Source organism: Klebsiella scottii, from assembly GCF_036561945.1.
In the GTDB taxonomy this organism is placed as follows: domain Bacteria; phylum Pseudomonadota; class Gammaproteobacteria; order Enterobacterales; family Enterobacteriaceae; genus Klebsiella; species Klebsiella scottii.
In genome coordinates this window covers 28,406-42,549 of record NZ_JARXNI010000018.1, presented here as the reverse complement: position 1 = coordinate 42,549, position 14,144 = coordinate 28,406, and the positions used below count along the sequence as shown (strand labels likewise).

Sequence of the window (14,144 nt, the reverse complement as noted above, 5' to 3'; positions counted from 1 at the left end):
GGAGAGAGACTCCCCCTCATAACTATCGGGAGAAGAGCGCTATGCCAAAAGTTACATTACCCGCCCACCAGACCGGTGATTTCTTTGTCGATTATGAAGAGAAAGTCTTTGAGGACGTGAAGGCCGAGCCGGGGCAGAAGGCGCTGGTGACGTTCCACACCGTCGCCTTCGAAGGTTCGATCGGCTTCGTCAATATGCTGCAGGCGACCCGCCTGCAGCGCAAAGGTTTCGCCACCTCCATCCTGCTGTATGGCCCGGGGGTGATGCTCGGCGTGCAGCGCGGGTTCCCCACCCTCGGCGCCGAGGCTTTCCCTGGCCATCAGAACTACGCCAATCAGCTGACGAAGTTTATGTCCGAAGGGGGGAAAGTCTACGCCTGCCGCTTTGCCCTGCAGGCGCTGTACGGCCACGGCGAACCCTCTCTGCTGGAAGGTATTCGCCCCATCAGCCCGCTGGATGTGCTCGATCTCAAACTGCTCCACGTGCGGGATAACGCGGTCATCATCGACACCTGGACGATGTAAACGGAGGCGCATGATGGCTGAATCACGCATTATTCGCGCGGCGGCAGCCCAGATTGCACCGGACCTTCATGAGGCCAGCAGGACGCTGGCCCGGGTTCTGGAGGCAATCGACGAAGCTGCGGAGCAGGGGGCGGAGATCATCGTTTTTCCGGAGACGTTTGTCCCCTACTACCCCTACTTCTCGTTTATTACCCCGGCGATCAGCGCGGGAGCCGCCCATCTCAAGCTGTATGAACAGGCCGTCGCGGTGCCGGGGCCGATCACCTGCGCCGTCGGCGAGCGCGCGCGCCTGCACGGCATCGTGGTCGTACTGGGGGTGAACGAACGCGATCGCGGCACGCTCTACAATACCCAGCTGGTTTTCGATGCCAGCGGCGAACTGGTGCTCAAGCGGCGCAAAATCACGCCGACCTACCATGAACGCATGATCTGGGGGCAGGGAGACGGCGCCGGGCTGAAGGTGGTGGATACCGCCGTCGGGCGGGTGGGCGCCCTGGCGTGCTGGGAACACTACAACCCGCTGGCGCGCTATAGCCTGATGACGCAGCACGAAGAGATCCACTGCAGCCAGTTTCCCGGCTCGCTGGTCGGCCCCATTTTCGCCGAGCAGATGGAGGTCACGATTCGCCACCATGCGCTGGAGTCCGGCTGCTTTGTCATCAATGCCACCGGCTGGCTGAGCGAAGAGCAGATCGCTGAACTGACCCAGGATCCCGCCCTGCAGAAGGGGCTGCGGGGAGGTTGCCACACCGCCATCATCTCGCCGGAGGGTCGCCATCTGGCGCCGCCGCTGACCGAAGGCGAAGGAATACTGATTGCCGATTTGGATATGGCGCTCATCACCAAACGCAAACGGATGATGGATTCGGTCGGACACTACGCCCGCCCGGAATTGCTGAGCCTGCGTCTGGATAATACGCCGGCCCGCTATGTCGTGACGCGTGAAGCAGAACCCGAAACCGGAGGAGGTCGCGATGCAGAACATACCGTCCACTCGCCAACAGCTGATTACTGAGCTGCTGACCCAGGGGGTTAACGTCATTAACCCCCAACAGGAGCACGTCAGCCGCCACGGCGGCGCCGGGCCATCGGATCATCAGGCGATGAACGTTGACGGCGTGACGGTGATGGTGCCGATATACACCCACGCCGCCCATCGCTCGCCGTGGCAGGTGAAGCATGAAGCGTCCGGCGCCTCGCGGCTGTTTAACAACGCCATCCCGGTGCGGGAGATAAGCTTCGCCAGCAAACCCAGGTTTTACGATCGGCAAACGGCGGACGGGATCCCCTATTCGCAGATTGCCACCCTGCACGGCACCGACGTGCTGGCGACCACCGTATTACAGACCTGTATTCGCTATGAAAATCGGGCGAAGGCCTGCCAGTTCTGCGCCATCGGCCAGTCGCTGGCCGCCGGGCGCACCATTGCCCGGAAAACGCCGGAGCAGCTGGCCGAAGTGGCGAGGGCGGCGGTGGAGCTGGACGGGGTAAAACACATGGTGATGACCACCGGCACGCCGTCGGGCAGCGACCGCGGCGCGCGCATTCTGGTGGAAAGCGCCCTCGCTATTAAAGCCGCGGTGGACCTGCCGCTGCAGGGGCAGTGCGAGCCGCCGGGGGACGCGAAGTGGTTTACGCGGATGAAAGAGGCCGGTATCGATGCGCTGGGGATGCACCTGGAAGCGGTGACGCCGGAGGTCCGCGCGCGCATCATGCCGGGCAAAGCGCAGGTCAGCGTCGAGCAGTACCTTGAGGCTTTCGCCGACGCGGTGGCGGTCTTCGGGCGCGGGCAGGTCAGTACCTATATTCTCGCCGGCCTGGGCGATACGCCGGAGGCTATTCTGTCGCTATCGCAAACGCTGATTGGTCTGGGCGTCTATCCGTTCGTCGTGCCCTTCGTGCCGATCGGCGGTACGCCGCTGGAGCACCATCCGGCGCCGGACAGCCGGTTTATGTCCTCGATTTTGCAACCTCTGGGCCAGATGCTGAACCAGGCTCAGCTGCGGTCCAGCGATATCAAAGCCGGCTGCGGCCGCTGCGGCGCCTGCTCGTCGCTCTCCAGCTTTGAACAGGCGACGGCCTAAGGAGCGCGCGATGAACGAGTACGCCGGATATACCATTAAATGGGTCACGCTGCCGTGGGAGCGCGAGCAGGCCTATGCGCTGCGTCGGCAGGTCTTTTGCCGCGAGCAGGGCCTGTTCGCCGATGACGATCGCGATGAGATCGACGGCCACGCCCACCTGCTGGTGGCGCTGGGCTGCGTGGCTGGCTGGCACGACCGGGTGGTCGGCACGGTGCGTATCCACCAGCTGTCGCCGCGGGTCTGGCTGGGGTCGCGGCTGGCGGTGGACGCCGCCTATCGCCGCCAGGGGCAGCTGGGGCCGACGCTGATCCGCCTCGCGGTATGCAGCGCGCACGCCCTGGGCTGCGACGCCTTTTATGCCCAGGTCCAGCATCAGAACGAGCCGCTGTTTCGCCGCATGCACTGGCAAACCCTGGAGTGGCTTGAGCTTCGCGGCGTCAAACATGCCCGGATGCAGGCTGATTTAGCTTTTTACCCGCCCTGCGACGACCCCCAGAGCGGGATGGTGATTCATCGCGCGCGGCCTCAGCGAACCGCTGACGCTGCGGCCTTTCTGACGGAGGTGCGGGTATGAATCCGAGCCTGCCGGCGCTGATCGCGCGGCTACATGCCTTTAGCGGCATTGCGCATAAGCGCGATATCCAGCAGGTGGCGCGCGAGCTGCGCGACGCCTGGCCCAATCCGTCTCCCAACGGCGATGATTGCGCGCTGATCCCGGACGGCAGCGGCTACAAGCTGCTGGCGATTGAGGGGTTTATCAACCGTTTTGTAGAGGAGGACCCGTGGTTTGCAGGCTGGTGCGGGGTGATGGTCAACCTGAGCGATATCGCCGCGATGGGCGGGCGCCCGCTGGCGGTGGTCAACGCCCTGTGGGACGAGGCGCAGCCGCACGCGGCGCAGATCTTACGCGGGATGGCCGCGGCCTCGCGCGCCTATCGGGTGCCGATCGTCGGCGGACATACCAACCTGCGCAGCGAGCGGCCGCAGCTGGCCGTGGCGGTGCTCGGCGAAACGGCCAGCCCGCTCAGCAGCAGCGCGGCGCGGGCCGGCCAGACACTGATGGTCGCCATCAATCTGCAGGGAGCCTGGCACCCGCCGGGAAATAACTGGGACGCGGCGACCCGCGCGGATCCCGCCGAACTGCGCCGGGCGCTCGCGCTGCTGCCGGAGCTGGCCGCCGACGGGAGCCTGCGGGCGGCGAAGGATATCAGCCAGGCGGGGCTGGCCGGGACGCTGACGATGATGCTGGAGAGCTGCGGCCTCGGCGCCGAGGTGGCGCTTGAGCAGATCCCGATCCCGGCGGATATCGACCTGGAGCAGTGGCTGTGCGCCTTTCCCAGCTTCGGCTTTCTGCTGGCGGTGGACGAGGCGCGTTGCCACGAAGTGGCCCGGCGGTTTGCCGACTGCGGGATCGCCTGCGCCGCAGCGGGGCGTTTTACCCATGAGCAAAAGCTGATCCTGAGCTACCGGGAGCAGCGCGCGTGTTACTGGGATCTGACGCAGCAGCCGTTTACCGGCATGACTCACCAATAGAGGAACAGACAATGCCTGCAATGCATTTTGTGGTGCGCTGGCCCGACGGCAGCAAAGACACCTGCTATTCGCCGTCAACGGCGATCGAGAAATACCTGTTGATCGACCATCCCTACGCGCTGAATGAGTTTGTACAGGTGGCCACTAGCGCGCTGGACGAAGCCAGCGAAAGGGTCAAAGCGAAGTTTGGCTATTACTGCTCCAGCGCGCAGGATCAATCGGCGGCGATCGTGCAAAAGGCGGCGCAGTTCGGCCCGGAGCAGAGAGTCACGGTAGAAAAAATCACCCCCATTACAGCCTGACGTTAACCGAGAAAACGATGAATACGAACTCCTATCCTGTCGTCATTATTGGCGGCGGTCAGGCCGGTCTTGCCATGAGCTGGAGCCTGAAGCAAAAAAACATCCGTCATATTGTGCTGGAACGCCATCGTCTGGCCTGGGCCTGGCGGGAGCAGCGCTGGGATAACTTCTGCCTGGTGACGCCAAACTGGCAGTGCAGGCTTCCCGGCTTCCCTTATGACGGCGACGATCCCCACGGCTTTATGCTGCGGGACGACATTGTGGCCTACGTCGAACGCTACGCCAGGAGCTTCAACGCCCCGCTGCGCGAAGGGGTCAACGTCCAGCGCGTAGTGAAGCGCGACGGTGGTTTTACGCTGTTTACCTCCCTCGGCGAGCTGCAGGCCGACCAGGTGGTGGTCGCCGTGGGGAACTATCATCGCCCACGCTTTCCGGATCTCGCCGCCCGGCTCCCTGAGCGCATTGCGCAGATCCATTCCGCCCACTACAAATCCGCGCAGCAGCTGCCGGAAGGGGAGGTGCTGGTGGTGGGTTCGGCGCAGTCCGGCGCGCAAATTGCCGAAGATTTACACCTCGCGGGGCGTCGGGTGCATTTATGCGTCGGCAGCGCGCCGCGGGTGGCGCGTTTTTATCGCGGCCGCGACGTGGTGGAGTGGCTGGACGATATGGGCCACTACCGCCTGACGGTCGACGATCATCCGCAGGGTGAAGAGGCCCGACGCAAAACCAATCACTATGTGACCGGGCGCGACGGCGGGCGCGATATTGATTTACGCGCGTTTGCGCTCCAGGGGATGCGGCTGCACGGGCGTCTGCTGGAGTATGCCGATGGAAAACTGCACACCGCCGACGACCTGCGGGCCAACCTTGACGGCGCCGACGCCGCCGCGCAAAAAATTAAAGACAGCATCGACGCCTGGATTGCCCGGCAGGGCATTGATGCTCCGGTCGAGGCCCGCTATCAGGCGCCGTGGCAGCCCGAGTCCCCTGCGGAGCCGATCGATCTGAGGGCGATCTCGGCCATTATCTGGGCGGTAGGCTTCCACACCGATTTCAGCTGGATCGAGGCCCCGGCCTTCGATGAGAAAGGCTATCCGCGGCATCGGCGCGGCGTGTCGGTTGAGCCAGGCCTCTATTTCCTTGGGCTGCCCTGGCTCTGGACCTGGGGATCGGGGCGTTTCGAAGGCGTAGGCGATGACGCCCTGTGGCAGGCGGACATTATCGCCCGCCGTGCCGGGCATATCGCCGCGCGGGAGGTTATCGATGCGAACAGCGCAGAGTGATGATGATCCCTTCCTGCGCGACTTCTGGCGGGAAGAGGCCGCGCGGCTGTACTGGGAAACGGATTTTACCGGGGTAGTGGAAAACATCGACGGCGGCCCGCGCTGCCGCTGGTTTACGGGCGGGCGCACCAATCTCTGCTTTAACGCGCTGGATCGCCATTTATCCGCGAAGGGGGAGAAGTGCGCCATTATTCATCGTGATTATCTCGGGCAAACGCACCGGCTTAGCTATCGCGAGCTTTGGCAGCAGGTCAACGCCCTCAGCAGCATGATGCAAAGCTGGGGGGTGAAGGCTGGGGAGCGGGTGCTCATCGCTCTGCCGATGACGCCGCTGGTGGCGGTCGCCATGCTGGCGTGCGCGCGCATTGGCGCGGTGCATGTCGTGGTCTATTCCGCCGTCACCCATGAAGCCCTGATGCAACGCATTGCCGCCAGCCAGCCGGTGCTGCTGTTGCATAGCCGCGAGCCGCGCGGGCGTAAGGCATTGCCCGTGATTGACGAGCGGATGGCCGGCCTGCGGGTGGTGGATGTCCACAGCCAGGCGTTTGGCGAGCGGTTGGCGCGGCATCGCGGCCGCGTCGTACCCTGTACCTGGCTTGCGGCCTCCGCGCCTTCGCATCTGCTGTTTACGTCGGGGACGACGGGGGTGCCGAAAGGGATCGTCCGTGATACGGGCGGCTATGCCGTGGCGCTACTGGCCAGCCTTGCGCATCTCTTCCGGCTGCGGGACGACGAGATTTTCTTTACCACCGCCGATGCCGGATGGGTGACCGGGCACAGCTACGGCATCTATGGGCCGCTGCTGGCGGGGCTGACGACGGTGCTCTGCGAGGTTAACTCGCCGGGAGAATACTGGTGGCAGATGGTGGAAACGCTCGGCATCACCCGGATGCTGACCATTGCCGGGGCGATCCGCATGGCCCGGCGGCAGGGCAGGCCGCGCGCCGATCTGACCTCGCTGCGCACGCTCTATCTTGCCGGCGAGCCGCTGGATAACGCCACCGATGAATGGGTGGCTTCGCAGCTGGGGGTGCCCTGCGAAAATCATTACTGGCAGACCGAATCCGGCTGGCCGCTGCTGGCCGGCTCCGGCAGCGCGCTCTCGCCGGTGTTCACCCGCGCGGTTGAGGTGGTTCATCCCGCCAGCGGGAAAACCTGCGCGTCGGGCGAGGCGGGCATGCTGGTGATTAACGGCACGCTTGGCCCCGGAGGGATGTCGACGCTGTGGCAGAATGATATCCAGCACGACCAGTACTACTGGTCGTGCTGGCATCGGCAGTGGCGCTATGCCACCCACGATTGTGCGATAAGGGTTGGCGAGCGGATAGTTATCCAGGGACGGATGGATGACGTGATGAATATCGGCGGCAAGCGCATCGCCACCGCAGAGATAGAAAACGCTCTGATGGGGCTGGAGGGGATTGTCGAGGTGGTCGCCGCCGGGACGGCGCACTACCTGCTGGGGGAAATGGTGGCGCTGTTCGTGGTCACCGATATGGCCGACCCTGCGCAGCAGGCCGCGCTTAAAAAAAGCATTTGCGCCCGGCTGGTGGCGAGATGCGGCCGCTTTGCCGTGCCGCGGCGCATCCACTTCACCTCGGCTCTGCCTAAAACTTTCTCCGGGAAGGTGATGCGCCGCATGCTGGCGTAGAAGCGGCGGGCGCCTTGTGCTTCACCGCCGCGCCTCTCTGAGATCGAAACGAATCGGGAGCGTCACGCTGAACGACGGCTGTCCCGCCCGGATATCATCCGGCGGCGGAGGCAGCGGGGCGGCCCGCTTCGCCAGCTGCTCCGCTTCCCGGTCCAGCGAATCCACCCCGCTTGAGCGGAGTAACTTTGCCGCCAGCACGTTGCCCTGGCGATCCAGGGTGATGCTGATATACACCACCCCCTGTCGCTGCTGGCGGAGCGCCACGGCGGGGTAGCGCTTAAAGCGGCTCAGGTGTGCCAGCAGCTGCCCGCTCCAGTCTGAGCTCATCGGGTTCGCCTGCGGCGCCGCCATGTTCTGCGGCGCCGCGACCTGCTTATCGTTCATCGAGGGCGGCGCGCTGGTATCCGCTGCGGCAGACGTTTTTGACGGCGTCACCTCCCGTTCAGCCGTTGTTTTAGGCGGCGTCGGGTCTTTGCGTTTAGCGGGCTTGCTTTTCTTTATCTCCGGGGATGTTTTCGGCTCCGTGCCTTGCGGAGCCTGGGTCAGCGCTGGCCTGGTCTCCTCTGTCACCTCCTCCTTCTGCGCCACAGGCTGGCTGCTGGGTAGGGCGTGCGTTTGCTGCACTCCGGTCGGCATTTTCTCCGGGCTGGCGACGGATTGCGCCTGAGTGGCCATCATTAACACCACCATTGGCGTGGCCGCCGGCAGCGGCGGCGGCGGGCTGGACTGATAGCAGAGCCAGCCCAGCAGCATCACGTGAAGGAGCAGCGTCAGCAGACCTGCGAAAGTCCACCGCCTTCCCGCTCCCCGCTCCCATTCCTGGGGGAAAAGCGGGGCAGCGGAGAGTGTGTTTTTATTTAACATGGAAAAGTTACCACCGGTACAGGAGAGCGTGTCGTCGCGAGCGCAATGCCGCAACGTTAATCAGCGTCGGATAACAAACAGGACACGCTGCCCGGCAGGAAAGGGCATGTCTGGTGGAAATAACGAAATATAACGCCATAAAAATATCATTATCAGAGTAAAGGACTTCAGGAGACGCTGACAAAGTATTTTGACAGATAGTTTATCTGTACCGGCAGGCTGTCAGGCAGCGAATCAAGAATGCGGTCGGTGTTATTGAGCGGGAAAACTCCCGACAGTCGCAGATTAGCGACCTCCGGCCGGTAGCGGATATAGCCGCGGCGGTAGCGGGCCAGCTCGTCGAGGAAATCTGCCAGCCGCATATCATCGGCCACGATCAGCCCTTTTAGCCAGGCCGGTTCCGCCGGCACCCGGTGTAACGGGCTATACCCGCGTTCATTGAGCCACAGACCATAGCCCGCATTGACGGTCACGCTCTGGCTGCCTGCCGCCGGACGGGCGCTCAGCTGGCCGCGATACACCGCAATATCGCTCTGCGTACCGCCCAGCCGGATCGCGAAGCGGTTGTTGTGCGCGATGAGCTCGCCCTGCGGCAGCTGCAGCCGCAGTAACCCGGCGTTTTGCGGCGACGTCACCATCATTTCCCCGTTCAACAGCGCCACCCGCTGGCCGTCGTCGTGGGAGGCGACATTGACTGCCGTTTGCGTGTTCAGCATCAGCTGCGTGCCATCCGCCAGGGTCACATTTTTCTGTTCGCCGATCGCCGTGCGATAGTCCGCCAGCCAGGGCCGCCAGAGGCTGTTCCCGGCGCCGATCCCCACCGCGCCGGTCAGCCCGACGACGGCAATACTCTTCAACAGCCGGCGGCGTTGAGGATTGGCCAGATGGGACAGGCTCTGCTGCGCGGCCATGCCATTAAGCAGGGAAAAGCCGGAGGAGAAGGCGCCGATCTGCTGCCAGGCCTGGGCATTTTCCGGCCGCGACTGATACCAGCGCTGCCAGTTTTCCCGATCCTCCTGGCTGGCGTCTTCCGACATCAGCTGCGTAAGCCAGATGGCGGCTTCGCGGGCGCTTTGTTCATTGAGAGTGGATGAAGGACTCATGCTGGTATCAACACGCCGCTATTACGATGATAAGGCAAAGAAACATTGCAGATTCGCGCGTTGCAAATACTGTTTGACCGAGCTGGCGGAGACCCGCAGCCGCTCGGCAATATCGCAGTAGCGCATGCCCTGCAGATGGGCCAGCAGGAACGCTTCGCGCACCGGCGCGGGCAGGCCGTCCAGCGCCTGGTCCAGCTTTTCCAGCATCTCGATCGTCTGCAGACGGATTTCCGCCGACGGGGATTCGGCCTCCGGCAGCTCGCTCAGGGCCTGCAAATAGCGCTCCTCAATGTGCTTGCGCCGGTAATAGTTGGCTACCAGCCGGCGCGCCACCGTGGCTAAGAAGGGGCGGGGATGGCGAATGGTCGTAAGCTGCGGGCTGAGCAGGATGCTGATAAAGGTATCCTGCGCCAAATCTTCGGCATGCCAGGCGCAGCCGACCTTTTGCCGCAGCCAGTGGCACAGCCAGCCGTGATGTTCACTATAGAGCTGCTGGGCAAACCCGTTAGCGATTGCAATATCTTTCCTTGCCATTCGGCACACCAAACATGATAGCTTTAAATGAAAATAAGAATCATTACTAATTAAGATAATGTAAGTTATGTGTCAAGAGATTGCTGATTATTTACATTACGCCGGGGATTCAGGTGGGGGAAGCAGGGGAGCCGACGGCTCCCCGCGGGTAAAACGTCAGAAACGCTGGCTGACGCTGAATTTAATATTCCGCCCGACGCCGGACACGGATTCGCCCAGGTAGGGGTAATATTCGTGGTTGAACAGATTGTCCACCGCCACCCGGGCTTCAAACCCTTTCAGCGCCGTGGGCTGCCAGGAGGCGAACAGGCCGTGCAGGGAGTAGCCGGCGGTTTTCGGCAGCGCCCAGACGGAAGCGAGCGGATCGCCGTCGGCCGGGGAACGGTCCTGTTTACGCACAAAGTCGCCGGTCCAGCCAAATGCCGCATCCCATTGCGGTACTTTTATCCCCAGCACCGCGTGCGCGGTGACCGGCGGAATTTCCGCAATCCAGGTCTGGTTTCCCCAGGGATCGCGCGGGGAAGCATCGCGCTTACCGCGGATCGCGGAGTAGGCGAAGCTGCCGAACACCCGATCGCTATCGTAGAATGACTCAATTTCCACGCCTTCAATGGTATAGCCCGGCAGGTTACGGTAGTTCGACAGCGGCTGGCCGCACTCCCCTCCGCTTCTGGCGGCGTCGCACAGCACCCCGCGACGATAGAAGATTTCATCCTTGCCGCGGTTACGGAACAGGGTCGTACGAATTTGCAGGCTGTCTTCTGCCGTCAGTAAGTTGTTGAAATCCAGCACCGCGCCTAGCCGAATTCCGGTAATACGCTCCACCTTCAGATTACGGCTGGTGCCGGGAACGCTGGAGCTGGCTGACTGAACTTCGTACTGTTCATCAATGACCGGCGCGCGCCAGGTGCGGCTGACGTCCGCAAACAGCGACAAGTTAGGCGTGGCTTTCCAGATAGCCCCCAGGTGCGGAGACCAGCCGGTGTAGGTGACGCTGCTGTAATCATGCCCGGCGGCAGGATCGCTATCGTTATAGCGCGGCGCGCGGTTTGGCTGGCCCGTGTTGGTGACGTGATCGAAGCGCACGCCGGGCGTAACGGTCAGGCTACCGAAGCTGACCGCATCCTGCAGATAGGCGCTGCGGGTTTCCTGCTCGCCCGCCGGCATATAGTAGGGCTGGAAATAGCCGTAGTTGTAGCTGGCGCTATTTTTCTGCGCCGGATAGTACATCAGCGTATCGCGTTTATGCTTATGCCAGCGCACGCCAAACAGCAGCTTATGATCGAGCGGGCCGCTGCTAAAGCGGCTCTCGTTGTTCATATCGAGCTGCTGATCGACATAGCTCACCCAGCTCTCGTTCCCCAGAGAACCCAGATAGCTGTACTGTGACGCGGAGTCCGGCCGTTTATCATGCTGTTCGGTTTTCGAGTGGGCGTAAGATACCGTCAGGTTCAGCAGCGGCTGCTCTTCCGGCGCCAGGTTCCATTTTACCGAATAGTTGGTGTCTACCTGATCGCGATACACCAGGATGCGCCGCCACGCCTCATCCCGGCCGTAGCGGTCGATATCCGCCTGGCTGGGGGCGCTGATATCATCGCGCTTGGCGGCAAAAGGCTGCCAGCCGTCGGACTCGGAGCGCATTGCCGACAGGGTTAACGTCTGCGCATCGGTCAGATACAGGTTAGACTTCACCAGCCACGAAGCCTGATCGTTGGACGAGTAGGCAAAGCGCGTGCCGTCAGGCCGTTTAATGTTGCCCCCGTCGCGTTTGCTGAAATAGACCAGCCCGTCGGCAAACCCTTCCTCGGTGCGGCCATATAGCGCGCCGCTGTAGATCCCCTGGCGATCGTTGGTGTGATAGCTGTATTTCAGCAAACCGCCAAAGTTCTCACCGGGCTCCAGCATATCGCCGGCGTCTTTGGTTTCCATCGTAATGGTGCCGCCAAACCCGCCGTTGCCGTTCAGCAGGTTGTGCGGGCCTTTATCGACGTCAACGCGCTTGAGCAGCTCCGGCTCGATGAACACCGAGCCCTGGCGGTATTTTTCGAATCCTTTGGGCGCGCCGTCCAGCACCACGTTGACATCTTCCATATCGCCCATCCCCCAGATGTTCAAACTCTGTCCGCCGGGGCGAGGGGAGCCGGCCATCGAGACGCCGGGCAGGCGATCGAGCAGGCTGGCGACGTTATCGGCCTGTACGCGCGCGATGTCTTCCTGATTCAGGGTCGAGCGGCCGGCCGAGACGCTATCGGTTAAGCCGCTGACTACCGACAGCTCCGGGATCACCAGATCCTCAAGCGGTTCAGCCGCCACCAGGCGATAACCGTTTGCCGTCTGCCGGGCGCTGAGACCGCTTCCCGCCAGCAGGCGGCTAAAGGCTTCTGCCACACTGTATCGCCCCTGCAGGCCGGCGGTGCTTTTCCCCCGGGTTTGTTCTGGCGTAAAGGTCAGAATGACCCGGGCGCTGCTGGCAAGGCTTTGTAACGCCGGGGTCAGATCGCCGGCAGGAATGGCGAAAGACTGAACATCGGCCTGCTGCGTCGGCTGCGGCTGCGCCTGTGCGGAAAAAACGGCGGTCGCGCAGGAGGCAAAGACCAGCAGCCCGCACGCGGGCCTGAGCACTCTGCCGGCGGCCCGTTTTCTGCCGGAATGATGAATATGCCGCCGGACGTTTGTGCCGGGCATGTTGTTTGCCGCGCTTTTGTTTTTTATAGACATCGACTGTTCCCTGAATGTGTGAAACTGGAATCTCAGTAGAGAGGTCACCCAGGCGACAAAATCGGGCAGAGATTTAATGAAAAAATTTCTCATCTGGCGGCTAAACCTGCGGACAGGCGGTATCAGCCGGCTATTTTCCCGCACTGCGGCCCGCCAGACGCTTGAACAGAGGGCAATCCGCATGGCGCAACGGGTTGACAGTTTTATCTGATATTGATAATCATTATCAATACGCTATTTCTTCCACGACGCGTCGATTCACTGAAAGCGGGTCGTTCCACGGGGCTTAAGAGCATGGCATCATCCTCGATCGCGTCTTACACCACCGATTGCTGCATCGTAGGCGGCGGCCCTGCCGGGTTGATGCTCGGCTATCTGTTAGCCCGGGCGGGCGTCAAGGTAACGGTGCTGGAGAAGCACGATGATTTTCTGCGTGATTTCCGCGGCGATACCATTCACCCTTCCACGCTGGAGCTGATGCATCAGCTTGGTCTGCTTGACGATCTCCTGACGCTGCCGCACCAGCGCGCGGAAAACCTGTGGGCGGAGATCGCCGGGCGCAACGTGATGCTGGCGGACTTCTCCCGTCTGCCGACGCGCTGCAAATTCATCGCCTTTATGCCGCAGTGGGAATTCCTCACTTTCCTCGCCGGGCGGGCCGCTGCTTTTCCCCATTTCACGCTGATAAAGTCGGCGCAGGTGGCTGAGCTGCGCTATGAGCAGGGCCGAGCGTGCGGCGTGCTGGCGGAGACCCCGGAAGGGCCGATCGAGGTTGCCTGCCAGCTGGTGGTCGGCGCCGACGGGCGAGGCTCCGTGGTGCGGGAAAAAGCGGCGCTCAGCAGCCGCTCGTTCGGTATGCCGCGGGATCTGCTGTGGATGAAGCTCAGTAAGCATGCGGGCGATCCGCAATGGTCGATGGGCCATACCGGACCAAGGCGCAACTTCATCATGATCGATCGCGGGGATTACTGGCAGTGCGGCTATTCGATCGAGAAGGGGAGCTTCGATACGATCCGGGAGAGCGGACTGGAGAAATTCCTGCTGCAGGTGGCCGAGGTGGCCCCGTTTCAGGACGATCGCTTTCAGGAGATTGCCGGCTGGGAGCAGGTGAAGCTGCTGAGCATCCGCATCGACAGGCTGGAGCAGTGGGCGAAGCCGGGGGTGCTGTGCATTGGCGACGCGGCGCACGCGATGTCGCCTATCGGTGGAGTGGGGGTCAATCTGGCGATTCAGGATGCGGTGGCCGCGGCTAACGCCGTTAGCCTGCCGCTGCGCCAGCGCCGTTTGCAGCTAAAGCATCTGCGGCGCGTGCAGCGGCGGCGCGATTTTCCCACCAAAGCCACGCAGTTTTTACAAATTAAAATGAGCCAGCGCAGGACGAAAAAACGCCGCGCGGCTGGCGGCTCCGGTCTGATGACCTGGCTCAGCAACAGCCGCTGGCTGCCTCGGTTGGTCGGTAGGATCATCGGCCTGGGATTCCGTCGCGAAACGCCGCGTGGGTTTTAGCGGCAGGCGGATTGCCCCGCGGCGGCGGAATAGATACGCGGG

At 62.6% G+C, this 14,144-nt stretch carries 13 protein-coding genes; 9 read left to right on the top strand and 4 right to left on the bottom strand.

Annotated features, from left to right (window positions below):
• Positions 1 to 41 precede the first annotated feature (41 nt).
• The 8 genes from QFI97_RS02130 to QFI97_RS02095 are packed head-to-tail and all read left to right on the top strand — an operon-like array spanning position 42 to position 7,377.
• Entirely contained in the window at positions 42 to 524 is a 483-nt protein-coding gene (locus QFI97_RS02130) for an MSMEG_0572/Sll0783 family nitrogen starvation response protein (protein WP_095104195.1), read from the top strand.
• A 10-nt stretch (positions 525 to 534) separates the two neighbouring features.
• Positions 535 to 1,539 (top strand): Nit6803 family nitrilase, encoded by a 1,005-nt coding sequence (locus tag QFI97_RS02125; RefSeq protein WP_346430492.1) that lies wholly within the window; start codon positions 535 to 537, stop codon positions 1,537 to 1,539.
• A complete protein-coding gene (locus QFI97_RS02120; protein ID WP_095104193.1) occupies positions 1,499 to 2,608 on the top strand; it encodes an MSMEG_0568 family radical SAM protein in 1,110 nt (369 codons plus the stop codon). Before QFI97_RS02125 ends, QFI97_RS02120 begins: the two co-directional genes overlap by 41 nt.
• A gap of 10 nt (positions 2,609 to 2,618) precedes the next feature.
• Positions 2,619 to 3,182: an MSMEG_0567/Sll0786 family nitrogen starvation N-acetyltransferase gene (locus QFI97_RS02115; RefSeq protein WP_346430491.1), complete on the top strand. Its 564-nt coding sequence runs from the start codon at positions 2,619 to 2,621 to the stop codon at positions 3,180 to 3,182.
• A complete protein-coding gene (locus QFI97_RS02110; RefSeq protein WP_095104190.1) occupies positions 3,179 to 4,141 on the top strand; it encodes a sll0787 family AIR synthase-like protein in 963 nt (320 codons plus the stop codon). Before QFI97_RS02115 ends, QFI97_RS02110 begins: the two co-directional genes overlap by 4 nt.
• Before the next feature lie 11 nt (positions 4,142 to 4,152).
• The gene (locus QFI97_RS02105) at positions 4,153 to 4,443 is read left to right on the top strand and encodes an MSMEG_0570 family nitrogen starvation response protein (RefSeq protein ID WP_095104189.1); all 291 of its coding nucleotides are present in this window, start codon (positions 4,153 to 4,155) and stop codon (positions 4,441 to 4,443) included.
• A 17-nt stretch (positions 4,444 to 4,460) separates the two neighbouring features.
• Positions 4,461 to 5,726, top strand: a complete 1,266-nt coding sequence (locus tag QFI97_RS02100; protein WP_346430490.1) for an MSMEG_0569 family flavin-dependent oxidoreductase — start codon at positions 4,461 to 4,463, stop codon at positions 5,724 to 5,726.
• Positions 5,707 to 7,377: an AMP-binding protein gene (locus QFI97_RS02095; protein ID WP_346430489.1), complete on the top strand. Its 1,671-nt coding sequence runs from the start codon at positions 5,707 to 5,709 to the stop codon at positions 7,375 to 7,377. The genes QFI97_RS02100 and QFI97_RS02095 overlap by 20 nt, the downstream gene beginning before the upstream one ends.
• A gap of 21 nt (positions 7,378 to 7,398) precedes the next feature.
• Here the strand turns inward: QFI97_RS02095 and QFI97_RS02090 are convergent, their stop codons facing one another.
• The 4 genes from QFI97_RS02090 to QFI97_RS02075 all read right to left on the bottom strand — a co-directional run bounded on the left by QFI97_RS02090 (position 7,399) and on the right by QFI97_RS02075 (position 12,596).
• Positions 7,399 to 8,241, bottom strand: a complete 843-nt coding sequence (locus QFI97_RS02090) for a TonB family protein (RefSeq protein ID WP_346430488.1) — start codon at positions 8,239 to 8,241, stop codon at positions 7,399 to 7,401.
• Between the two features lie 167 nt (positions 8,242 to 8,408).
• Positions 8,409 to 9,344, bottom strand: a complete 936-nt coding sequence (locus QFI97_RS02085) for a FecR domain-containing protein (RefSeq protein ID WP_346430487.1) — start codon at positions 9,342 to 9,344, stop codon at positions 8,409 to 8,411.
• Positions 9,345 to 9,365: 21 nt separating this feature from the next.
• Positions 9,366 to 9,878, bottom strand: a complete 513-nt coding sequence (locus QFI97_RS02080) for a sigma-70 family RNA polymerase sigma factor (protein WP_095104183.1) — start codon at positions 9,876 to 9,878, stop codon at positions 9,366 to 9,368.
• A 156-nt stretch (positions 9,879 to 10,034) separates the two neighbouring features.
• Positions 10,035 to 12,596: a TonB-dependent receptor gene (locus QFI97_RS02075; RefSeq protein WP_346430486.1), complete on the bottom strand. Its 2,562-nt coding sequence runs from the start codon at positions 12,594 to 12,596 to the stop codon at positions 10,035 to 10,037.
• 294 nt (positions 12,597 to 12,890) lie between these two features.
• Here QFI97_RS02075 and QFI97_RS02070 point away from each other — a divergent pair, with 294 nt between their 5' ends.
• Positions 12,891 to 14,102 carry an FAD-dependent oxidoreductase gene (locus QFI97_RS02070; protein ID WP_346430485.1) on the top strand — a complete coding sequence of 404 codons (1,212 nt, stop codon included), beginning with the start codon at positions 12,891 to 12,893 and terminating at the stop codon, positions 14,100 to 14,102.
• Positions 14,103 to 14,144 lie beyond the last annotated feature (42 nt).

What these genes read in the sequence shown, in the direction of transcription:
- QFI97_RS02120 (WP_095104193.1), top strand. Translation starts at nt 1,499, where the DNA reads ATGCAGAACATACCGTCCACTCGCCAACAGCTGATTACTGAGCTGCTG.
- QFI97_RS02085 (WP_346430487.1), bottom strand. Translation starts at nt 9,344, where the DNA reads ATGAGTCCTTCATCCACTCTCAATGAACAAAGCGCCCGCGAAGCCGCC.
- QFI97_RS02080 (WP_095104183.1), bottom strand. Translation starts at nt 9,878, where the DNA reads ATGGCAAGGAAAGATATTGCAATCGCTAACGGGTTTGCCCAGCAGCTC.
- QFI97_RS02115 (WP_346430491.1), top strand. Translation starts at nt 2,619, where the DNA reads ATGAACGAGTACGCCGGATATACCATTAAATGGGTCACGCTGCCGTGG.
- QFI97_RS02125 (WP_346430492.1), top strand. Translation starts at nt 535, where the DNA reads ATGATGGCTGAATCACGCATTATTCGCGCGGCGGCAGCCCAGATTGCA.
- QFI97_RS02095 (WP_346430489.1), top strand. Translation starts at nt 5,707, where the DNA reads ATGCGAACAGCGCAGAGTGATGATGATCCCTTCCTGCGCGACTTCTGG.
- QFI97_RS02090 (WP_346430488.1), bottom strand. Translation starts at nt 8,241, where the DNA reads ATGTTAAATAAAAACACACTCTCCGCTGCCCCGCTTTTCCCCCAGGAA.
- QFI97_RS02105 (WP_095104189.1), top strand. Translation starts at nt 4,153, where the DNA reads ATGCCTGCAATGCATTTTGTGGTGCGCTGGCCCGACGGCAGCAAAGAC.
- QFI97_RS02130 (WP_095104195.1), top strand. Translation starts at nt 42, where the DNA reads ATGCCAAAAGTTACATTACCCGCCCACCAGACCGGTGATTTCTTTGTC.
- QFI97_RS02110 (WP_095104190.1), top strand. Translation starts at nt 3,179, where the DNA reads ATGAATCCGAGCCTGCCGGCGCTGATCGCGCGGCTACATGCCTTTAGC.
- QFI97_RS02075 (WP_346430486.1), bottom strand. Translation starts at nt 12,596, where the DNA reads ATGTCTATAAAAAACAAAAGCGCGGCAAACAACATGCCCGGCACAAAC.
- QFI97_RS02100 (WP_346430490.1), top strand. Translation starts at nt 4,461, where the DNA reads ATGAATACGAACTCCTATCCTGTCGTCATTATTGGCGGCGGTCAGGCC.
- QFI97_RS02070 (WP_346430485.1), top strand. Translation starts at nt 12,891, where the DNA reads ATGGCATCATCCTCGATCGCGTCTTACACCACCGATTGCTGCATCGTA.